Consider the following 22,619-nt stretch of genomic DNA (forward strand, 5'->3'; position numbering starts at 1 on the left):
CTTTCACGTCCCATCTTTACACTGCGGACGTTTATGGACACAGTGCAAAAATCGGCTGTGTAAATAACCCGTAAATGAACTCTTGCGAAAAGCTTTCTCTCTCTATTTGGCTTATTAGCCCATTCTCTATCGGAAGAGTCGGCATAAGATAAGGTATATGGAAGGCCATATACCTTATCCTCGCCAAACTCAATTCCTTTGTATCAATTACTCAACGTAAGCCCATTTCCAGTCTACGTCGCCAAGGCCAGTAATTTGTACGCCTTTGACGCTTTCGTTTTGCACCCAGCTTTGTGTATAGAAGTAGATTGGCGCGATCGGCATTTCATCCATGAGCACTTGCTCTGCATCTGCCAGAATCTTTTTGCGCTTGTCCATATCCATTTCCAGTGCAGACTGGTTCAGGAGTTCCTTGAACTTCGGATGCTCCCAGCGAGTATCGTTGTTTCCGCCGTATTTATCCTTGTACAGCTCGAGGAAGTTGATTGGGTCGTTGAAGTCACCCAGCCATCCCATACGACCGATTTGGAAGTTCCCTTCGTGCATGTCTTCGAGGTAAACTTTCCACTCTTTGTTCTCCAGCTTTACTTCTACGCCAAGATTTTTCTTCCATTGGTCTTGAATCGCTTCGGCAATTTTTTTGTGGCCTTCCGAAGTATTGTAAGACAAGGTGATCGGCGGCAGGCTGGTGATTCCCAGCTCTTGCATACCTTCCTCGAGAAGTTTTTTCGCTGTCTCGAGATCGTTGTCTTTGAAGTATCCGTCTTTGTTCAACGCCATGGATGGAGGAACTGCTCCAGTCGCAGGGAGTTGGCCCGCTTGAAGGATATTGTCGATCAACGATACGCGATCGATCGAATAAGTGAAGGCTTTCCGGATCTTCACGTTGTTGAATGGCGCTTTTTCTGTATTGAATTTGTACCAGTACGTACCAGCGATCGGCTGAGTGGTCATTTTGCCAGAATCTTTCAATGCAGGGATCGCATCTGTCGGCAGGGCGCTTGTCGGAGCACCTGCCCAGTCCAACTCGCCATTTTCAAACATGGACAATTCTGTATTTTCGTCTTCTACCATCGAGAATTCGATTTTTTCCAGCTTCACGCTGTCTTTGTCCCAATAATTCTCGTTCTTAACCAGCGTGATTTTGCTTTTGTGCTCCCACAGCTCCATTTTGAACGGACCGTTACCTACGTGTGTTGCTGCTTCAGCTGCCCATTTTTCATTGGCTTCATGTACTTTTTGGTTGATTGGGAAGTAGGTACGGAATGCGAGCAGCTCCAGGAAGAATGGAGTTGGATTTTCCAGCTTCACTTCCAGCGTTTTGTCGTCGAGTGCCTTCACGCCAACTTCGTCAAGCTTTGCTTCGCCTTTGTTCGCTTTTTCTGCATTTTTCAAATAGTACAGTTGATATGCATAGTTGGAAGCTGTTTTTGGATCCAAGACACGCTTCCATGCAAATTCAAAGTCATGTGCAGTAACAGGGTCGCCATTGCTCCATTTGTGATCACGGATCTTGAATGTGTAAGTAAGCAGGTCGTCAGATACAGTGTAGCTCTCAGCAGCTGCCACTTCTGGTTTGTCTTTTACGATCCTTGTCAGACCATCGAAGGTTGCCAGAATGATCGCTCCGGATGTGGTATCCTCAGCGAGACCCGGGTCAGCCGTCGGCGGCTCGGAGTGGAGGTTAAAACGCAGTACTTGTGGCTTCGCTTCTGCCGCAGGCGCTGGTGTCTCTGTCGTTGTACCTGTATTCCCTGCCGGCTGCTGCGCAGGCGGTGTAGCTGTTTGTTGTCCACCTGAGCAACCAGCCAATGCCGTTCCCAATACTGCCAATGAACTTACTACTGCAAATACGCTCTTTTTCAACACAATTACCCCCAGTACGTTTTTCTTTATTTGTCTCTTTTCAGAAAACAGCGAACGAAAAAAAGAACAATACGCGAAACAAGCGTGACTTCAGCCTGGAGGCATCAACCCCTTTCATTGCAATGTCACATCGTCATCCTGAACGAAAGAGAAGGAATCCTTGTACTGCTTGAGTTCGAGTGAAACATCAGCAGACACAATTCCTTCAATTTGAGAGAGTCGCTCGTTGACGAACGTGATAAGCTCATCATTGCTATGGAAACACGCTTGGATGATCAAGTCGTGCTTACCGCTAAAAGAGCCCACAAACCGGACGGCAGAAAATTTGCTCAACTCTTCAGCAACTTTTATCTGCGATCCAAGCCTGGTGGTTAACCCGATGATTGCCTGCACGTGTAAGCCTAACTTTTCGGGGTCTGGATGAATAATGAACTGAAAAACACCGTCTTGCAATAGGCGGGTGATTCTGGCTCGTATCGTACCTTCACTTACCCCAAGCTGATGGGCAATTTCAGTGTAAGGAATGCGGCCATCTTCCTGGAGGATCTGCAGGATCTGCTTGTCAACATGGTCCAGCTTTTTCATAGATACGAATTTTTAAGAACCTCCATCCTTTTTTTACGAAATTCGAAAAAAACTTTCATATTCGTTTGTTACAATAAAAGTAATCGGAAATGATAGCGGTGTCAACGAAATTTGACAAGTAGAATAATAAAATATTATAAAGAGCATCCTAACAATAAAAAAAATTTTATAAAACTGCTCAAAAGTATACTTCTATTGAATATGAAAAACCAATTTTGATCAATATATTTTTTCCGAAAAAATACTTCCAACCGATGCCAAATGAGAGGGATTTCCGAAGAAATCCCCTCATTTATTTGAAAACCTCTGTGGTTACTCCACAATTTTATAGATCAACGCTTGCTTCTCAGGCGGCTGCTGCGCGATCAAAAAGGCATCTTGCATCGCTTCCAGGGCGCTTCTCAACAGCGTCTCCTGATTGGCGTGAATTGTAGCCAAAGGCTCCCCCGCCGTCACTTGATCTCCGCGCTTTTTGTGCAGGACAATCCCTACAGCCAGGTCAATCGGCATGTCTTTCGTCTGTCTGCCTGCGCCCAGCACGACAGAAGCATGGCCGATCGCCTCTGCATCAATCTCTGCGACATAGCCGTCCTCTTTGGCTAGGATGGCATGCAAAATCTGCGCCTGCGGAAGCTTTTCCGGGCTGTATACCTCGTCTTTGACTCCACCTTGCGCTTCTACCATCTCTGCCAGTTTGTCAACAGCCTTGCCGGAAGCTATGATTTCTAGAAGCTTCTGGCGTCCTTCTTCTACAGAGGAGACAAGGCCCCCAAGCACAAGCATCCGCGAGCCGATCGCCAGAGCCAGTTCTGTCAGATCTTCGGGACCTTTGCCTGCCAGGGTTTCGATCGCTTCCTTGACTTCCAGGGCATTGCCCACAGCGAAGCCAAGCGGCTGGTTCATGTCGCTGATGACCGCCACCGTTTTACGTCCCACCTGGCTGCCGATCTCCACCATCGCGCGGGCAAGTGTCTCCGCCTGCTCCAAGCTCTTCATGAAAGCTCCCTTGCCTACTTTTACGTCGAGCAGGATCGCGTCCGCGCCTGCCGCAATTTTTTTGGACATGATGGAGCTCGCGATCAATGGCACCGCTTCTACTGTCGCCGTGACGTCACGCAGGGCGTAGAGCTTCTTGTCAGCAGGCGTGAGATTGCCGGATTGACCGATGACCGAGACGCCAATGTCGCGAACCTGCTGTAAAAATTGCTCCCGTGAGCGTTCCACTTGAAAACCCGTGAAGGATTCCAGCTTGTCGATTGTCCCGCCTGAATAGCCCAGGCCTCTGCCTGACATTTTGGCGACGGGTATCCCTGCAGCAGCGACCAGCGGGGCGACGACCAAAGTAATCTTGTCCCCCACTCCGCCTGTGCTGTGCTTGTCAACCTTCATTCCGGGAAGCGAGCTCAGATCAAGCTGCTCCCCGGAACCCGCCATCGCCAATGTCAAATCTCCCGTCTCCCGAGCTGTCATGCCGCGAAACAGGACCGCCATCGCCCAAGCGGACATCTGGTAATCCGGAATGCTTCCGTCCGTGTAACCCGTGACGAGGAAACGAATCTCTTCTGTCGACAGTTCTCCGCCATCCCTTTTCTTGGCAATGATATCCACCATACGCATGGGTATATCCCTCCGCTCTTCCTTACAGCTTCGCAATAACTCCTTGCACGAGCGACAGGAACTGCGCCTTCACGCGCTCTGTTGTCGCCATAACCTCTTCATGCGACAGCGGCTGTTCCAGAATTCCAGCAGCCATGTTGCTGATGCAGGAGATCCCCAGAACTTTTACATTCATGTGGCGGGCGACGATTACTTCCGGAACGGTCGACATCCCGACCGCATCTGCTCCCAAAGTACGCAGCATGCGAATTTCCGCCGGAGTCTCATAGCTTGGTCCCAAGAGACCTACGTAGACACCCTCTTGCAGGTTGATGCCCAACTCGGCTGCCACGTTCTTCGCAAGCTGGCGCAGTTCTTTGGAATAGGCTTCTGACATATCGGGAAAACGAGTTCCCATTGTCTCGTCATTTGGCCCGATCAACGGATTGCGCGCAGTCAGGTTGATGTGGTCAGCAATCAGCATCAGGTTGCCTTCCCCATAGCTCTCGTTGATGCCGCCAGCCGCGTTGGTGATGACCATGGTCTCTACACCCAAGAACTTCATGACGCGGATCGGAAATACAACCGCATCCAAGTCATGGCCTTCGTAAAAGTGGAAACGTCCTTGCATCGCGACGACCTGCTTGCCTTGCAGCTTCCCAATCACCAGTTGGCCTTTGTGCCCTGCGACTGTCGACTTGGTAAACCCGGGAATCTCATCGTAGGGGATGACGACCGGATTTTCGATTTCATCTGCCAATACTCCCAAGCCGGAGCCCAGTACCAAACCAATGGTTGGTTTTTCCGTTACCTTCGGTTGAATATACGCGACTGCATCCTGAACATTTGCCAAGTGAAACACTCCTCTTCTTTATTATGTCTGCAGAATAATACGATCTAGATCTTTTTCAAAAAGCTTTCCCCGATGGCAGGAGCTTCGACGCCGAAGTTGTCTGCAATCGTCGCACCGACATCTGCGAAGGTTTGCCGGATGCCCAAGTCGCTTCCCGCATCCATCTGCTTGTGGTAGACAAGAAGCGGCACATACTCACGGGTGTGGTCCGTTCCATGATGCGTCGGATCATTCCCGTGATCCGCCGTAATGATCAACAGGTCATTCTCCTGCAAGGCAGACAAAAGCTCGGGTACACGGGCATCAAATTCCATCAAGGCCTGCCCATAGCCCTGCGGATCACGGCGATGGCCGTATTTTGCATCGAAGTCGACGAGATTCACAAAGCTGAGACCAGTAAACTCCTCTTTCATGGTCGCCAGCATTTGGTCGACCCCATCCATGTTGTCCTTCGTGCGAATGGCCCGGGTAACTCCCTCATCTGCGTAGATATCGCTGATTTTGCCGATTGCGATGGAAGCGAGGCCTGCATCTTGCAATCGGTTCATGACGGTTGGGGCAAATGGTTTGACCGAGTAGTCATGGCGGTTGGAGGTACGGGTGAAGCTGCCCGGCTTCCCGACAAACGGTCTGGCGATAACCCGTGTGACGGCATACTCGTCACGCAATGTCAATTCTCGGGCTACCTCGCAAATCCGGTACAACTCCTCTAACGGAATGACCTCCTCGTGAGCAGCGATCTGAAATACGCTGTCCGCAGAGGTGTAGACGATGACATTGCCGGTCTCCATGTGTTCTTCGCCCAGTTCGTCCAGAATGTCGGTCCCGGAGGCAACTTTGTTGCCAAGAACCTTGCGTCCGATCCGCTCCTCGAACTCTGCGATCAGCTCCGCTGGAAATCCGTCCGGATACGTATTGAATGGAACCGCTACATGCAGCCCCATGATTTCCCAATGTCCTGTAGTCGTGTCCTTGCCCATGGAGATTTCCTGCATCTTGCCGTAATGCGCCTGCGGATTGGCTACGGCAGGCATGTTGTGCAGCGGCGCGATATTCGCCAGGCCCAATTTTTCCAGATTGGGCATCCGAAAGCCCTCCACGCGCTGCGCAATATGTCCGAGCGTGTGGGCGCCTTCATCCCGAAACCGTGGAGCATCCGGCAGTTCGCCGATACCCACACTGTCCATCACGATTAAAAACACGCGAGAAAAACGCAATTGTAACGCCTCCTAGTCAAAAAAGGATTGTCTGCCCGCTTAGGTCGTCAGACGTCTGACCTGCTGTGTAAAAGTTGGCTCCGTCCGGAATGCGACGGAGTAAAGGAATTCAGATGATGTTTTTACGCTCGTGGATGCGTTTTGGCATAGATATCCTTGATCCGGGTGCGGGTAACATGGGTATAGATCTGGGTTGTTGAAATATCCGCGTGACCGAGCATTTCTTGAACCGACCGCAAATCCGCACCGTTCTCCAGCAAATGGGTAGCAAAGGAGTGCCGCAGGGTATGCGGCGTGATCTCCGTGCGAATATTTGCCTTCAATGCGTACCGCTTGATGATTTTCCAAAAGCCCTGCCGGGTAATCTGCTTGCCCAGATGGTTCAGAAACAGTCCGGTCTCATCCTTGCCTTTGATCAGCTTCGGCCGTCCAGTCATCATGTAGTTGCGGACCATCTGAATCGCTACTGATCCGAGCGGTATAATTCTCTCTTTGGAGCCTTTCCCCATGCATTTGACAAAGCCCATCTCCAGATTGACATCTGCGACATCTAGACTCACCAGTTCCGAGACGCGAATCCCGGTCGCGTACAACAGCTCCAGCATGGCCTTGTCGCGAAGTCCTGCCGGATGATTGACCGGTGGACTCTCCAGCAAACGCTCCACTTCTTCGATCGAAAGAACTTTCGGAAGGCGTTTCTCGATTTTGGGAGTCTCCAGATGGATGGAAGGATCCATGTCCAGGTACTTGTCCCGTACCAGGAACTGATAAAAAGCGCGAATCGAAGCCATATTCCGTGACAAGGTGGCAGTAGCCCGCCCCTTTTCCCGCAGGAGCAGCAGATATCCGAGGATATGCGTTCGCGCTGAATCCTCGATTCGCACCACGCCTTGTTCCTGCAAATAGGAGGTATAGGCCACCATATCCCGCTGATAGGATTCCAAGGTGTTGGGAGAAAGCCCCTTCTCTACAGCCAGGAAATGGATAAATTGATCGATCAGACTGTCCATGAAGCCGTCCCCTTCGGATGTTAAGTATCTCGTATTGCATTCCACGTGGATAAAAAAAATCCTCCTTTTCCAGCGAAAAATCTACACTTATTCACCCGTAACATAAAAAAGCTGAAGCCTGGTCAGATAGCCCTCCCAATCCTGCGGCTCGGACGAATGAATCAGTTTGACCACTTTGACGGCTTCCCCGTCTGGAACGTGATACGGATTGGACGGAAGAAAGGCATGGGATAAAAAGCTAATAATACCATACGACAAAAGCGTGCAAGTGACAAACAGAAGCAGGAAACGAAGTACCTCCATGAGGCGACGGTACGACACTCGCATCCGGGCATCTCCTCTCCTCGCGTTTCCTTCCACTATATGCTTTTGTCCCATCGTCCATGACAGGGCTGATCTCGTTGTATCCGCCATCCAGAAATTCCACATCCTGCTTTAGGTTGCCACAGGCTAACGCTGCCCATAACCGAAAAAGAAAAAACTTCTCCGACAAAGAGAAGTTTGCTTATTTGAAATCTTCCACATTTACTTTATCAATGCAACGGCTGCAGATCCCATAAAAAGTCAAGCGGTGATCGGTAATGTAAAAGTTGTAAACATTCTTGACTTTTTCTTCTGCAGAGACGAGCAGGTCTTCAAAAATTTCGTCCACGGTTCCGCAGTGAAGACAGATCAAGTGATGGTGATGATAGGCGGCATTGTCATCGCGCAGATCATAGCGAGATACACCGTCGCCGAAATTCATTTTGTGAAGGATTTTCAATTCACTCAACAGCTCCAAGGTCCGATACACCGTGGCCAGCCCGATTTCAGGCGCTTTATCCTTGACCAGCAGATAAACATCCTCTGCGCTGAGATGATCTTCTTCATTTTCTAATAAAACGCGAACAGTGGCTTCACGTTGTGGCGTCAACTTGTAGTTTTGTGCATGAAGTTGTTGCTTTATTTTTTCTAACTTTTCTTCCAACATTAGTGCCCCTCCCCGCTCGCTTGAAACCTGCTCCTATTATAGTAGAGGGGTATAGAGTAAGTCAAATACATAAGTTCTTATCTGATAATCATTCTTAATTAAGCACAAGCTGCATCAGCCGGGGCGAAACAAACGTCTCAAACAGGGAAGCGATCATCAGCACAGCAAGCATGGCGATCACCAGTACCGTGTAGCCCACAAAATGCGGCATGATACCGTCCCGCTTGCTCACCAGCCTTGTTTTGATCAGACGCAGTGAGAAGGAGATTCCGCTGACGCCTACAATAAACAGCGCCGGGACGACCAGCAGATTTTGCGGCAATACCCCCATCATCGCAAATCTGAGTCCTTCCCACTGCATCTGGCTGACGAGGAAGCCGACGGTAAACCCTACGACAACCCCTTTTAAAAACAATATCAGAAGGATCATCGGCAGTCCGATGATGGAGAGTCCCAGCACCCACATGATTCCGACCGTCTTGGCGTAATGGCCGAATGACTCCTGAAAATGAGGCCGAGATGCGGGTATGCCCTGCTGGCCCAGATGATGAAAAAAGTACTGCAAAAAACCAAGCAGCTCCTGCTTCTGCGAAAGAGGCAATGATTGCACGAGCACAGCCCCGAAAATAATCCCCATGGCAAACAGGACTATCGTGAACCAATAGAGCGACTGATGCTCTTTGGCATAGCTTTGGATGGTTTGTCCGATACGTGTACGCAAGTTGGGTCCCCTCCCGCTTCGCTGATTACTGTACAACTTATGCGGACGAGTCCTCCCCTATGCCATTAACGGTCCACGATCCTGCCATATGTTCCTGCCGCCCCCGCCTGCACTGCCAACCCGCCTTCCCGAGCCCGGACGATCAGCGCGGCTATTTTTTCTCCTGTGACATCTGCCAGATCCTGCTCGGACGCGCGATGCAGGACGTCCATCTGGGTTCCGAAGGTGGCGTATAGCTTTTGCAAAAGCTTGGGACCCACTCCCGGAATGAACTCCAGTGGTACTTGCTCGACGTATGGCGGGCGAAAGGACGGATGTTGTCCCAGCTCCCGATCCGCCAACTGCTCAATGCGGGCCGCCACACCCCGCACCACCCGCTTGAAGCCACAAACCGGACAGCGAAGCGAGGAATCCGGGGGCAAAAGCGTTTGACAGCCCTGACAGGCAGTCAAATGATACTTGCCAAGCTGAGGCGAGAGACCGTAGTTGACTAGGACGCCTCTGCCATCTTCCCGCTTGAGCGCTTTTCTCCATTCCGTGTAGGAGCGCTCTGCCATCAGAATCGATTGATACTCCCTGCCGATTTTGCCCAGCGAATGGGCATCTGAATTCGTCAGAAATGTTTTGTCCCACAGCTCCGAAATCTGGTCCGCCATCTGGGTATTGGCGCTTAACCCAAGCTCGACTGCTTCGACCAGCCCCGGATTCATGACTTCCCGCATGGAATCCGTGCAGCTGCCGTACAGCCCTTTATGCGGGGTGAAAATATGCGCCGGAACGACCGTTCCTCCCAGCTCGCTGGCGATCTCCTGCAGATCCTGAATGCTGGCATGGATTCGTTGGGAGCTGAGATGAACATTTTTACAACGGGCACTCAACCATCGGGTAAAAGCCTGCATCGCAGCCAGGGTAGGCAAATACACGAGGAAATGGGCTTCCCCTCTTCCCTCCTCTTTGATCTCTACCTCGCAGCCGAGGATCAATACCGTCTGCTGAAACGCAATGCCCCCCGCATCAAGCTCTCGCGCCTCGCCTTGGGAAATCAAGTCGAGAAGCTCTTCCTGAACCTCCGGGGAGTGAGCGTCAATGACACCGATCATTTCCATCCCTTTTCGATTCGAGGCTTCCTCCAAGATCCGCGTGATCGTCATGGAGCGGGAAGCCGTAATTTTTACCGGTCTACCGGAACGGGTCCCGCCGATGTGGATATGCATATCACAAAAAAACGGCTTCCATGGATGACTTTTCTTATCCATTGGCACGGAGCAATCGGTTCTCCCAGGCGAACAGGGCAACGATTGTCTTGGCATCACAAATTTCTCCCGTACGATGAAGCTCATGAGCTTCATCCAAAGTCAGCTCGATCATGTCGACGAATTCATCCTCGTCTGGGCGGCTCTCCCCTTTGGTCAAGCCTGTCGCCACGTAGACATGCAGCAGCTCATCCGCAAAGCCGGGAGATGTATAGAAGGAACTAAGCTTTTCATAATGGCGCGCGGTATACCCGGTCTCTTCCTCCAGTTCGCGCTTGGCGCAGTCAAGCGGATCTTCCCCCCGCTCCAATTTGCCAGCGGGTATCTCCACGATCGCTTTCTCCAAAGGCTTGCGAAACTGGCGGACCACGACCAGCTTGCCATCCTCTGTCAAAGGAATGACTGCCACTGCTCCCTGATGTTTGACGATCTCCCTTTTGGCTGTATTTCCGTTCGGCAGCAACACTTCATCGACCTGCACCTTGATGATGCGGCCGTCATAGATAGGCTGCGTAGAAATGGTTTTCTCAAAAAGATGATTCTGTTGTCGTTGACTCACGTTTATCCTCCTCGATTACAAATCTGGTTCTATTCGCATAAAAACCTCCATAGGCTGGAAGCATGAAGCCTGTCCACACTATTGTATCGGAGGAGATCAATGATGAAAACCTATGTTGGCGAAAAGGAACTGCGCATGGTCGGCAAAGCATGGGAAATCAGAGCAGCCCTTCGTTCCTGGTCAAATAAAGACCTAACGCTGCAAGCATATCTGGCGAAGCGGAGCAATCCGAACCGGCGTTAATGCGTTCCTTTATATAGCCTAGACTCAAGACTGCCTGGTCTGCTGCCAGGACAGCAGTCAGAAACGGAATAGGGTCCTCACGCCAACCGCGCCCCATCGACGCAAATGGTAGGCCATACTCCTGTTCCAGATCTGCAAGGCGTGTTTCGGATCCGCACTCTCCCCAGACCACCACATGCTTATTCGACTCTTGAAACGAAGCGATTTGTGATCTCATCAGCTGCTCTCGATCACCGCCTGTTTTCGGCATAAGCAAGAGAACAGGCCGCAGGACATAGCGCCCAAGAATCGCCAGAGTATGATGGCTGACTCCTCGATGGCGGGGTCTGGGATCGGCAAAGCTGAGCCGCGGCAAAAAGTACGGGATTCCGCCCAACACAGACACTGCATGGACCACTTCCGACAGTTGCACGCCGGAGAACCCATATGGGGTACCTGTACCGGCCACACCTGGCCCCAGCATGCAAAGAATGACATCTGCCTTCTCAATATGACGGGCTGCCAGCAAGCCGCTGTGGATCGTGACAGCTTCCCGATCTCCCCCCCAGGCATGACCCGTGGTGATAACCGCGTCCAGCATCCCCTTTGCTTTTAGCTGCTGGACATGCCGGCTCATGGAGGCGGGCAACGACGCCGCATCTGGCATCACATAGGCTATTCTGCCCATTTTCCCGTGACATTTCAAAGCCGCAGCAACGACAGGAAGCAAGCTATGCAGTTCGCCGATAATGACGGGTGTAGCCTCCAAAGAAAGATCCTCACGCAAAAAAAGCTGGTGAAATGGGCTTGCCTGTTCTTCGACCGTATCGACGGCAAGCTGCCACGGAGCATAGCGCATTTTCATCACGTGGCCCCAGTTCCCCTGCGCGAGATCTCGCTCCGTGTGATCCCCTGCTTTCGCCACGACCAGGTGAAAGCCGCCAGTACCCAGCTTCAAACGGATAGCCGTTGTATTGAGAATCAGCATTTCTCCTGGCTCGTATGATTCATCAGCGAACGAGATGGCCTGCGCAGTTTCTTTTTGTTCTCCCTCACCAAGCTGTACTTCGATGATTTGCATTCCCTGGCGTTTCTCCATGACTCTTGAGACCATTCCTACAGCCATTCGAAGCATTCCCGTTCCCCCTTCCCGTTACCATGTATTCTGCTCTTTGCCTTGATATCCGCAGACCACCCTTCTTACCATTCTATGTCCATGCAGGCCCGTCCCACTCACTGGAACGAAAAAAAGTCGGAACTCCCGAAGGAGATCCGACTTGTTGCTACCCTTATTGTTATTTTTGCACTGCCTGAATAACCGCAAGCACCAGCTCGGCAGCCTTGTTCAATTCTGCAATCGGCATGCGCTCGTTCTTGGTATGAATCTCTTCATAGCCGATCGCGAAGTTGACGCTTGGCACATTGTAGCCGTTGAACACATTCCCGTCGCTGCCGCCGCCGCTCGCCACCAGTTCAGGATTGCGTCCAATGCTTTTCACAGCTGCGATCGCTTTTTGGACAACAGGTGTCTCTTCGCTGAATTTGTAGCCATGGTACATGAAAATGACGTCATTCTCGCAGGTAGCGCCCATTTCTGCTGCCGCCTCTTCAAAAGCAGTCGTCATTTTTTTCACTTGGGCTTCCAGTTTGTCCATCACCAGGCTGCGGGCTTCGGACCAGACTTCCACGTAATCGGTGACGATATTGTAGGCCTTTCCGCCCTCGAAGCGGCCAATATTGGCTGTTGTATCTTCATCGATACGACCCAACGGCATCCTCGAAATCGCCTTGCTAGCCACCGTGATCGCGCTGATTCCGTCCTCGGGATTGACACCTGCATGCGCCGCTTTGCCGTGGATTTTCGTCACGATGCGGTATTGACCCGCACCAGCTACCGTAATTTTACCGACTGGCCCCTCCGAATCCAGGATAAAGCCCATCTCGGCTTTCAGCAGGCTTGCATCCATCGCACGGGAACCGACCAATCCGGATTCTTCGCCAACCGTCAGGACAACCTGGATGGTCGGATGCGGGAGGTTCTGTTCTTTCAGCGTGCGAATTCCCTCAAAAATGGCTGCGATGCCCGCTTTATCGTCTGCTCCGAGGATCGTGGTTCCATCCGAGTAGACATAGCCATCGCGGATTTGCGGCTTAATTCCATTTCCTGGAACAACCGTGTCCATATGGCTGCTGAACAAGATTGTTGGCCCGCTTCCCGTCCCTTCCAGGGTGGCAATCAGATTGTTGCCCCCATGTCCGGTCTTGGCTGCTGCGTCATCCTCTTCAACCGTGAATCCCATCGCAGTCAACTTTTCTTTCAGCACTTTGTTGATCTGCGCTTCGTTTTTCGTCTCGCTGTCAATCTGGACAAGCTCTAAAAACTCGTTTAACAAACGCTCTTGATTAATCACAGGCATAACCTCCAGATCATGCTCCAATTTGGGTATGTACGCTACTCTTCCAGTATACAGCAAAAAAATTTTCTCGACCACGTTCTCTCAATCGAGGTGAGGCTCTTCCTTCTGGGGATATTGACAAAGCTCATACAAAACGCCATGAGCTGCCTTCGGATGCAGGAATGCGATCAAGGCGTTGTGCGCCCCTTCTTTGGGCTGTTCATGAATCAGCGGAACTCCGTTTTCCTTCAATCGGTCCAGTCGGGCTTGCACATCCTCCACATCCAGCGCAATATGGTGGATCCCCTCCCCGCGTTTCTCGATGAACTTGGCGATAGCGCTTTCAGAAGTCAGCGGCTCCAGCAATTCGATCCTGCTTTCCCCAATTTCCAGAAATGCGACTTTCACCTGTTCACTTGGCACGACTTCTGTACCGAGCAGCTTCAACCCCAGATGCTCCGTATAAAAGGGAAGGGAATCTTCCAGGCTTTTCACGGCAATTCCAATATGGGCGATCTTATTGGGTGCTGTCAATGTTCTTCCACCTCTTCTCGTAATTGTTGCCTCCGCTTGAACAGTTGGGTACAATTTGTGGTAGTCTATCCCTATTTATTCTAGCACAGCTTCTGAACGATAAAATGGCGAATCCACTAGCATGAACTAATTATATGCGCGAGAGGAGGGATATTCCATTGAAGCAGTCTGCCGTAGCCAAAGCGCTGATCGTAGTCCTGGTCATTTCTTTGGTTGTTCCGATGTTTTTCACTTTTCCCTGGTAAAAAGCTGAGGCCACCCTGTCTAGCGACATGAGGTGGCCTCTTTTTTAGTACTGCCAAATTTTATTTATAGACGTAAACGCTGGAGGTGCTGGCATCCCAGCCTACTTTATAGCCAAGGTTGTCGGTGACGAAGCGCACCGGAACCATCGGCATGCCGTCTTTGAGCACGACTGGTGAAGTCAAGGTATAGGATTTGTTGCCGACAGTCGCCTTGTCAGAACCAACGTTGAATTTCACAACTGTAGTACCGCTGATAATGGCTACTGTGTAGTTGTTCCATTGAGTGGTCAATGACAATCCTTCTTTGAAGAACTGTGCAGGCACCATCGTGGTATTTCCATTCGCCAAGTAAGGAGCTACTTTCAGTGGGTAGCTCTTGCCCGCCAATGTGTAGCTGTTCGTGCCCAGTTTAAACAACACTGCGTTGGCGGGGATGTTTGCTGGTTGTTGTGCTGCAGGTGCTGGCGTCTGTGCTGGTGCTGGTGTAGGAGTTACAGCAGGCTGCGCAGGTGCAGGCATTCCTACGCCAACAGAGCGCGCGAACAGCAAGCCTTTTTCCTCCGAAGTAAATACGCTGATGCTATAGGCGTTCTTAACATTCGGATTGATGATGTTGGCGCTCGGGCTGATTACCACATTGGCTGCAGAACCTGCAGGCAGATCTTGCGAAGGATAGATCAGCACGTTTTGTCCGCGAACGGATACGAAGTTGGCGGCAGTACCGTTTACAGAGACAAGTCCAGGAGCGATATAAGCAGGGACAGTATAGCCGGCAGGGAAAACAAGCTCAATGAAGTCCCGTTGTTTCGCCAGCGGGGCTCCGAGGCTCTTGATCGAAATTGTCAGTCCTGTCGCTTGACCCATCGCTGTAGAGCCCAGCACGATCGTGGCTGTATTGTTGTTGTTCACATTCGCAGGCGCTGTTGGATTCGTTGTTGTTGGCGTCGTTGGCGCTGTCGGTGTGGTCGGATTCGGATAGAGGGACGAACCCGATACCGTGAAGTCCTTCGACGTAGCCGTGCGATTGTCCACAGTCGCTTTGATATTGTAGGTGCCTGCTGTTTTCGGGTTGGTAATCCATGCACCAAAAGCGACTTCCACCTTTATGTTGCTGTCCTTGGAGAAATTGCTCGGTGCTGTAACGTACACCTTGTTGCCGGAAGCAGCTACTCGCTTGGCTGTTTTGCCATTGAGCGTGAATTCCGACGCGGACAGCATGCCTGGGATCATGTCTGCAGATGGGAATTCCAAGAGAAGCTGCTCATCCGGCAACAACTGCTTGTTGCCAAAGTCCACTTCAAAGGAATAACTGGTGCGGGCACCTGCTGTTGGGTCGGACAGACTCACCGTGAAGGAACTAGCTGTAGAGGAGCTGGAACCCGTTCCCTTGATGGAAAACTTCTCGGACGTGTATGTAGTGCCATCATACTTGATTTTAAAGGTGTAATCACCATTGGACGGCGTCACGATCCCTGCGTTTTTCAGGAATTCAAGATTGATGTAATCGTGGCCGTTCGCACCGCTTGGCACTTCGATTTCTACTGTATTGCCATTGATACTGACATCTCTCGCGTTTTTACCATTTACTTTGACATCGCTTGTAGAGATTTTCTTAGGCAGCATGCCTTTCTCAGGGAAAGTTACGGAAATGACCTTACCTGTTTTCAGCTCGTCGCTGCCGCTCAGATCAAAATCGCCCAATTCGATAGCGGTTTTTTCATCTGGTTTTGTAGAGTCCAGGTCTACTTTGAAGTTTTTGCTGCTGCTCTTGCTGCCACTGCTGCTGGAACCGATTTTCACTTTTTCGTAGTCGGAGCTTTCTTTTTCCGTTTCTACTTCTACTCTGTAATCCCCTTTGGAATCAGGGTTGGTGATGACACCGCTGATGACGATCTCGATTTCATCGCCTTCTTCGTAATCTTTGCTGAGCGTGATGGTAATCTCGTTATTTTTGAATGACACGCTTTTTGGCGATTTTCCGTCAACCTTGATATCGCTCTTGGAAATGCTTTTGCTAATGGAAAACTCGTCATCGAAGGTAATGTAAATCTCTTCACCGGCATCGAGATCTTCTTCGAGTTCAAAGGTAATTTCGTAATCCGACTTCTTGTCTGCTGATGTGTTATCCGCTTCTACACTCAAATCTGTAATCGCGAAAGCTTGTGGCGCTGCCACCAGCGGCGTAGCAGCGAGCGCGGTCGCTACGACAAGAGAAAGGGGTTTTTTACTTTTTTTCATGTTTTTCCTCCCATAATTGCCAAAAATAATCCAAATCTTTCAATGATCCATCCCAGTTTACCATATTCATCACAGAGAGGAAATCTATACTAGAAAAATGATAGGCAGATCTTCCCCCTAATTGGTAAGACGATAGACCCCCAACATTTGTTACACATTTGGAAGAAAAAATTGCTAAAAAAGCCGCCCCTGCCATGGAAATGGCCTGGACGGCTCTTTCGCCATCTGTCAATACAATTTGGTATCCGGTCCGATGCTCTCCAAACGCTGCTTGACGCTTTGCAAGAAACGCCCGCAGATCAGACCATCCAGTACGCGATGATCCAGGGAGAGGCACAGATTGACCATGGAGCGGATCGCAATCATATCGTCGATGACGACGGGACGCTTGACAATCGCTTCTACGCTGAGAATCGCTGCCTGAGGGGAATTGATAATCGGCATGGATTGTACCGAGCCGAAAGAGCCCGTATTGTTCACCGTGAAGGTGCCGCCCGACATATCATCCATCGTCAGTTTGCCGGCACGAGTGCGTGCTGCCAGATCATCTACCGACTTGGCGATGCCAAGAATCGATTTTTGGTCGGCGTCTTTGATCACAGGAACATAAAGCGCGTCCTCTGTGGCAACGGCTATCGAGATATTGATATTTTTCTTGACGATGATTTTGTCTCCAGCCCAGGTCGAGTTCATCATCGGGTATTCCTTGAGCGACTCTACGACAGCTTTGATAAAAAACGGCAGGAAGGTCAGATTGAGTCCTTCCTTGCGCTTGAACTCATCCTTGGCCTGATTGCGGAAGTTGACCAGATTGGTCACATCGACCTCGACCATGGTCCAGGCATGCGGCGCTTCGTGCTTGCTTTGCACCATGCGGTTGGCAATCGTACGGCGAACCGCACTGACCGGAATGATTTGATCCCCTGGTGCGGCTTCGACAGACGATGCTGCAGCAGAGGCCGGCACCGCTGTTTCGCGGGTGACTTGTGGAGCCGCGGTGTCTGAAGTCTGTACCGGAGCCGTCGCGATCGCAGGTGCTTGACCTCCAGCATCGATGATGGCCTGCACATCTTTTCTGGTCACACGTCCGCCCATTCCTGTACCTGTAACCCGGGACAAGTCGATGCCATGCTGCTGGGCCAAATGCATGACCGCTGGCGAATAGCGCGGTTTGCCGCCGCCTTGAGCTGGCTGGGAAGGCACAGCCTTCACGTCTGCCTGCACGGAAGCAGTCGGTGCAGGTGCAGGAGAAGTCTCCTGTTGCGTCACAGCAGCAGGTTGTTCTGGAGCGGATGGGGCTGGCTCGCCGCCTCCCGCCGCACCTGTTTCTTCTATATATAAGATCAACGTTCCAATCGCTACTGTCTCGCCCTCTGCTACGACGATTTCTGTGACCCGGCCCGCCACGGTAGAGGGGACTTCAGCGTTTACCTTATCCGTACTGACTTCTGCCAACGGATCGTATTTGTTAACCGTATCGCCCACCTTCACCAGCCACTTGCTGATGGTGCCCTCGGTCACGCTTTCACCGAGCTGGGGCATGAGAACTTTTGTCGCCATGCTGTACGCTCCTCCTCGCCTTTAAAAATGGGCCAATTCCTTCATCGCTTCATATACTTTGTCCGGATTGAGCATAAAGAATTTTTCCATAGGGGGGCTGTATGGCATGGCTGGTACATCGGGTCCGCACAGGCGTTTGATCGGAGCATCCAGATCGAACAAACACTTCTCTGCGATAATCGCCGCTACTTCTCCGCCAACGCCGCCTTCCTTGTTGTCCTCGTGCACGATCAGGACCTTGCCAGTCTTGGACGCAGCTTCTGCGATCGCTTCCTTATCGAGAGGATAAAGCGTGCGCAAATCAAGCACATGGACGCTGATCCCTTCCTGCTCGAGCTTTTCAGCCGCTTGCAGACAGAAGTGAAGGGCCAGACCGTACGAAATCACGGTAATGTCGCTGCCCTCGCGCTTGACGTCAGCCTTACCAATCGGCACCGTGTAATCCGTCTCGGGAACCTCGCCCTTGATCAGGCGGTAGCAGCGCTTGTGCTCGAAGAAGAGCACCGGATCCTCGTCACGAATCGCGGCTTTCAGCAAGCCTTTGGCGTCATAAGGCGTGGACGGAGCCACTACTTTCAGACCAGGCACATTGGTAAACATCGCTTCTACCGATTGCGAGTGATACAAGGCGCCATGCACGCCACCGCCATAAGGAGCGCGGATGGTAATCGGACAAGTCCAGTCGTTGTTCGAGCGATAGCGCATCTTCGCCGCCTCGCTGACGATCTGGTTGACCGCGGGCATGATGAAATCCGCAAATTGAATCTCAGCGATCGGACGCATGCCGTACGCCGCAGCGCCAATCCCGACACCCACGATTGCTGATTCCGCCAGGGGTGTGTCGATCACCCGCGCTTCCCCAAATTCTTCGATCAGACCAACCGTAGCACGGAACACGCCGCCGCGCACCCCGACGTCTTCCCCGAGTACAAATACATTGGAATCGCGACGCATCTCTTCCCGCATCGCCATCGTAATCGCATCAATATATGAGATGACTGCCATCCGAATCCCCCCTATTCCCCGTATACGTGAGTCAGTGTCGATTCCGGCGTCGGATACGGCGCTTGTTCCGCGTACTCCGTCGCTTCATCCACTTCCTGCTGCACTCGCGCCAACAGCTCTTTTTCCTTCTCCTCGTCGAGCAAGCCGATGTCCCGCAGATAAGCGGCGAACACGATCAATGGATCTTTTTTCTTCGCTTCCTCCACTTCCTCGCGAGTACGGTATACACGGTCGTCATCGTCGCTGGAATGCGGAACGAGTCGATACATGACCGCTTCAATCAGGGTAGGTCCTTCTCCATTGCGGGCCCGCTCCACCGCTTCCTTCATCACGCGGTATACTTCGATCGGGTCGTTGCCGTCGACACTGTAGCCAGGAAATCCGTATCCAATCGCGCGATCTGCTACACTTTCGCAAGCCAATTGCTTTTTCAGTGGAACAGAAATCGCGTACTTGTTGTTTTGGCAAAAGAAAATGACTGGCAGCTTGTGAACACCCGCAAAGTTGGCTCCCTCATGGAAATCTCCCTGATTGCTGGAGCCTTCTCCAAAGGATGTATAGACGACCAGGTCTTCCTGTCTCATTCTCCCCGCCAAAGCGACTCCTACGGCATGCGGGACCTGCGTAGTCACCGGACTGGAGCCTGTGAGGATGTTGAATTTTTTGCCGCCGAAGTGACCGGGCATTTGGCGGCCGCCGCTATTGGGGTCTTCCGCTTTGGCGAAGGCAGACAGCATGCAGTCACGCGCCGTCTGTCCAAATACCAGCACAAGCCCCAAGTCGCGGTAGTACGGACACAAGAAGTCCTTGTTTGGTTGCAAGGCAAAAGCGGCACCTACCTGTGCGGCTTCCTGCCCCTGGCAAGAAATGACGAACGGCACCTTGCCTGCTCTATTCAACAGCCACTGGCGTTCATCGATTTTGCGCGCCAACAGCATGTAATAATACATATCGACCACTTGCGCATCGGTAAGTCCCACTTCTTCATGGCGTTTGCTAGTCATCGTCGGATACCCTCCTTCACTAATTGTGAATCGCTTTGCCGTCTACGGCCAATGCTGCTTCCATGATCGCTTCGGACAATGTCGGATGGGGATGGATCGTCTGTCCGATCTCCCACGCCGTCGCATCCAGCACGCGCGCCAGTCCCGCTTCCGAAATCATATCCGTCACATGCGGACCGATCATGTGCACCCCGAGGAGGTCATTGGTCTTGACGTCGACTACCAGCTTGACGAAGCCGTCATTTTCCCCTTCGATCAATGCCTTGCCCAGAGATTTGAAGCTGAATTTGCCGACCTTCACCTCAAAGCCTTGCTCGCGTGCCTCTTTTTCCGTCCAGCCGACATTCGCCACTTGCGGACGGCTGTAGGTGCATTTGGGCACCTGTGTATAATCCAGCGGATGCGGCTGCAAACCTGCCATGTGCTCGACTGCCAAAATCCCTTCGTGGGAAGCGACGTGCGCCAGCTGCAAACCGCCGATTACATCACCAATGGCATAGATGTGAGATTCAGCCGTTTGGAAATGCTCGTTGACCACGACAGCCCCTTTTTCCACCTTGATTTCTGTCGCTTCCAGCCCCAGGTTCTCCACGTTGGCCTGTCGCCCGACGGAAACGAGAATTTTGACAGCTTCAAAGGTTTGAACACCGTTTGCCGTCTCCGCCTGAATTTTGACCTGACCGTCTCCCTTTTCTACGGACTCAGCCAGCACCTTGGCTCCGGTCACAATCTGCACCTTGCGTTTTTTCAGCAATCGGGCCATTTCCTTGCTGACTTCCTCATCTTCCGTCGGGAGGATGCGGTCTGCGTATTCGACTACCGTCACCTCTACTCCGAAATCATTCAGCATGGATGCCCATTCGATGCCGATCACGCCACCACCCACGATGACGACGGACTTGGGCAGCTCTTCCCACTCCAAGGCCTCATCGCTCGTTACGACCTGTGTCCCGTCGATCGTCAGGCCAGGCAATGTCCGAGGCCGCGAGCCTGTCGCCAGCAAAAGAAAACGAGGAACGATCATTTCCTGATCTCCGTTCTCCTTCTCGATTCGCACTGCGCCTGCCTGAGGGGAAAAGATAGAGGGCCCCATGACCCGGCCGAAGCCTTCAAAGATGGTGATGCTGCCTTTTTTCATCAGAAACTGGACGCCTTTGTGCAGCTGCTCAATGATGTTTTTCTTGCGTTCCTGGACCTTGCCGAAGTCGTAGCCTACCTCTCCTGCCAGCACGCCGTACTTGTCGCTCTCCTTCAAGGTTGCGAACACTTCCGCACTGCGCAACAAGGCTTTCGAGGGAATGCATCCTTTATGCAGACAGGTTCCGCCCAGCTTTTCCTTTTCTACGATCGCGACCTTCATCCCGAGTTGGGAAGCGCGTATCGCTGCAACATAGCCTCCTGTTCCCCCACCCAGGACAACCAGATCAAACTCCTGAGACATGTGTGACATCCCCTTTCATCCCGGAAGCAAGCAGCGCCGGGTCTCTTCCACGCTGTATGGAATCGCTAGTATGAATATTCGAAAGAACGTTGCGTATGTAGACCCTGACCCCTCTACCAGAGGGAGAGCAGGCCAGGGAATCGATTATGCTTCACTTTTTGTTAACGATGGTAAACAGTCTTGCCATTTTGCAAGAAAGTATTACGTGATTTTGCGACACTTGCGATTCTTTCTTCGGCCATGCGGTCTGCCGCCTTGTAGGAGGGAACCCCGTCCCGCTCGGCAATCTCGAATACCCGCAAGATATTGTCATAGATGGTCTCCACTTTTTTCAGCGCGCGTTCGCGATTGTAGCCCTGGAGCTCATCGGCCACGTTGATGACACCGCCCGCATTGATCACGTAGTCAGGCGCATAGATGAGGCCCATCTCGTGAATTTGATCGCCGTGTCTTTCTTCTTTCAGCTGATTGTTGGCTGCCCCCGCGATCACTTTTGCCTTGAGCAAAGGAATCGTGTCGTCGTTGATCACAGCGCCCAGCGCGCAAGGAGAGAAAATGTCGCACTCAACACTGAAGATTTCATTGACGCCGACCGCTTTCGCACCAAAATCATTCACAGCGCGATTGACATTCTCTTCATTGATGTCCGTAACGATCAGATGGGCGCCTTCCTCATGCAGGTGGCGGCAGAGATTGTATGCGACATTTCCGACACCTTGCACAGCCACGACGCGACCGGATAATTCATCGCTGCCGTAAGCACGCTTGGCTGCGGCTTTCATCCCCCGGTATACACCGTACGCTGTCACCGGAGAAGGATTCCCGCTGGAGCCGAATGCAGGAGATACGCCCGTGACGTAATCCGTTTCGAGATGGATCAGGTCCATGTCGGCTACAGAGGTTCCCACGTCCTCGGCAGTGATGTAGCGCCCATTCAACCCCTGGATGTAGCGTCCGAAAGCGCGGAACAGCTCCTCGCTCTTATGCTGGCGCGGATCCCCGATAATGACGGCCTTTCCGCCTCCAATATTGAGTCCTGCAGCGGCATTTTTGTATGTCATTCCGCGTGCAAGGCGCAAAACATCGACAATCGCTTCTTCCTCGTTTTTGTACGGCCACATGCGAGTACCGCCCAGTGCCGGGCCAAGTGTTGTATCGTGAATACAAATGATGGCTTTGAGACCGGAATTCTGATCCTGGCAAAAAACCAACTGCTCGTAATCGTATTTTTGCATGTAATCAAAAATGCTCAATGAAGAAACCTCCCTAGTATCATTCAGTCTCTGCTTCGTATGTCGATCAGCCCTCTGCCAAGATGCAGGAGAGCGTGTATGACTCACTATC

At 51.8% G+C, this 22,619-nt stretch carries 20 protein-coding genes; all 20 read right to left on the reverse strand.

Annotated elements, in window-relative coordinates; all coding sequences use genetic code 11:
* Window positions 1-207: 207 nt before the first annotated feature.
* The 20 genes from T458_RS31675 to T458_RS31770 all read right to left on the reverse strand — a co-directional run bounded on the left by T458_RS31675 (window position 208) and on the right by T458_RS31770 (window position 22,528).
* The gene (locus tag T458_RS31675; protein ID WP_023554507.1) at window positions 208-1,866 is read right to left on the reverse strand and encodes a peptide ABC transporter substrate-binding protein; all 1,659 of its coding nucleotides are present in this window, start codon (window positions 1,864-1,866) and stop codon (window positions 208-210) included.
* A 114-nt stretch (window positions 1,867-1,980) separates the two neighbouring features.
* Window positions 1,981-2,451, reverse strand: coding sequence for an Lrp/AsnC family transcriptional regulator (locus T458_RS31680; protein WP_023554508.1), 471 nt, complete (start codon window positions 2,449-2,451; stop codon window positions 1,981-1,983).
* Window positions 2,452-2,763: 312 nt separating this feature from the next.
* A complete protein-coding gene (locus T458_RS31685; protein WP_023554509.1) occupies window positions 2,764-4,068 on the reverse strand; it encodes a pyrimidine-nucleoside phosphorylase in 1,305 nt (434 codons plus the stop codon).
* A 22-nt stretch (window positions 4,069-4,090) separates the two neighbouring features.
* The gene (locus T458_RS31690; protein ID WP_023554510.1) at window positions 4,091-4,900 is read right to left on the reverse strand and encodes a purine-nucleoside phosphorylase; all 810 of its coding nucleotides are present in this window, start codon (window positions 4,898-4,900) and stop codon (window positions 4,091-4,093) included.
* A 44-nt stretch (window positions 4,901-4,944) separates the two neighbouring features.
* Window positions 4,945-6,117: a phosphopentomutase gene (gene deoB / locus T458_RS31695; protein WP_023554511.1), complete on the reverse strand. Its 1,173-nt coding sequence runs from the start codon at window positions 6,115-6,117 to the stop codon at window positions 4,945-4,947.
* A gap of 122 nt (window positions 6,118-6,239) precedes the next feature.
* A complete protein-coding gene (gene xerD / locus T458_RS31700; RefSeq protein ID WP_023554512.1) occupies window positions 6,240-7,127 on the reverse strand; it encodes a site-specific tyrosine recombinase XerD in 888 nt (295 codons plus the stop codon).
* 87 nt (window positions 7,128-7,214) lie between these two features.
* Window positions 7,215-7,454, reverse strand: coding sequence for a DUF4227 family protein (locus T458_RS31705; protein WP_023554513.1), 240 nt, complete (start codon window positions 7,452-7,454; stop codon window positions 7,215-7,217).
* A 178-nt stretch (window positions 7,455-7,632) separates the two neighbouring features.
* The gene (locus T458_RS31710) at window positions 7,633-8,097 is read right to left on the reverse strand and encodes a ferric iron uptake transcriptional regulator (RefSeq protein WP_023554514.1); all 465 of its coding nucleotides are present in this window, start codon (window positions 8,095-8,097) and stop codon (window positions 7,633-7,635) included.
* 94 nt (window positions 8,098-8,191) lie between these two features.
* Window positions 8,192-8,818: a stage II sporulation protein M gene (gene spoIIM / locus T458_RS31715; protein WP_023554515.1), complete on the reverse strand. Its 627-nt coding sequence runs from the start codon at window positions 8,816-8,818 to the stop codon at window positions 8,192-8,194.
* Window positions 8,819-8,883: 65 nt separating this feature from the next.
* The gene (locus T458_RS31720; RefSeq protein ID WP_023554516.1) at window positions 8,884-10,074 is read right to left on the reverse strand and encodes an endonuclease Q family protein; all 1,191 of its coding nucleotides are present in this window, start codon (window positions 10,072-10,074) and stop codon (window positions 8,884-8,886) included.
* Complete coding sequence (locus T458_RS31725; RefSeq protein WP_023554517.1) at window positions 10,067-10,630, reverse strand: NUDIX domain-containing protein; 564 nt, start codon at window positions 10,628-10,630, stop codon at window positions 10,067-10,069. Before T458_RS31725 ends, T458_RS31720 begins: the two co-directional genes overlap by 8 nt.
* 157 nt (window positions 10,631-10,787) lie before the next feature.
* The gene (locus T458_RS31730; protein WP_023554518.1) at window positions 10,788-11,987 is read right to left on the reverse strand and encodes a DUF3866 family protein; all 1,200 of its coding nucleotides are present in this window, start codon (window positions 11,985-11,987) and stop codon (window positions 10,788-10,790) included.
* 160 nt (window positions 11,988-12,147) lie between these two features.
* Window positions 12,148-13,269, reverse strand: coding sequence for a M20/M25/M40 family metallo-hydrolase (locus tag T458_RS31735; protein WP_031305342.1), 1,122 nt, complete (start codon window positions 13,267-13,269; stop codon window positions 12,148-12,150).
* Between the two features lie 81 nt (window positions 13,270-13,350).
* Window positions 13,351-13,782 carry a methylmalonyl-CoA epimerase gene (gene mce, locus T458_RS31740; protein ID WP_023554520.1) on the reverse strand — a complete coding sequence of 144 codons (432 nt, stop codon included), beginning with the start codon at window positions 13,780-13,782 and terminating at the stop codon, window positions 13,351-13,353.
* A gap of 305 nt (window positions 13,783-14,087) precedes the next feature.
* Window positions 14,088-16,265, reverse strand: coding sequence for a copper amine oxidase N-terminal domain-containing protein (locus T458_RS31745; protein WP_023554521.1), 2,178 nt, complete (start codon window positions 16,263-16,265; stop codon window positions 14,088-14,090).
* Between the two features lie 228 nt (window positions 16,266-16,493).
* Window positions 16,494-17,825, reverse strand: a complete 1,332-nt coding sequence (locus tag T458_RS31750; RefSeq protein ID WP_023554522.1) for a dihydrolipoamide acetyltransferase family protein — start codon at window positions 17,823-17,825, stop codon at window positions 16,494-16,496.
* 21 nt (window positions 17,826-17,846) lie between these two features.
* A complete protein-coding gene (locus T458_RS31755) occupies window positions 17,847-18,830 on the reverse strand; it encodes an alpha-ketoacid dehydrogenase subunit beta (protein WP_023554523.1) in 984 nt (327 codons plus the stop codon).
* An 11-nt stretch (window positions 18,831-18,841) separates the two neighbouring features.
* On the reverse strand, window positions 18,842-19,834 hold the full coding sequence (locus T458_RS31760) for a thiamine pyrophosphate-dependent dehydrogenase E1 component subunit alpha (RefSeq protein WP_023554524.1): 993 nt from the start codon (window positions 19,832-19,834) through the stop codon (window positions 18,842-18,844).
* Between the two features lie 19 nt (window positions 19,835-19,853).
* Complete coding sequence (gene lpdA, locus T458_RS31765; RefSeq protein ID WP_023554525.1) at window positions 19,854-21,275, reverse strand: dihydrolipoyl dehydrogenase; 1,422 nt, start codon at window positions 21,273-21,275, stop codon at window positions 19,854-19,856.
* 161 nt (window positions 21,276-21,436) lie between these two features.
* Window positions 21,437-22,528 carry a Glu/Leu/Phe/Val dehydrogenase dimerization domain-containing protein gene (locus T458_RS31770; protein WP_023554526.1) on the reverse strand — a complete coding sequence of 364 codons (1,092 nt, stop codon included), beginning with the start codon at window positions 22,526-22,528 and terminating at the stop codon, window positions 21,437-21,439.
* Window positions 22,529-22,619: the final 91 nt, after the last annotated feature.

Source organism: Brevibacillus panacihumi W25 (assembly GCF_000503775.1).
GTDB lineage: Bacteria > Bacillota > Bacilli > Brevibacillales > Brevibacillaceae > Brevibacillus > Brevibacillus panacihumi_A.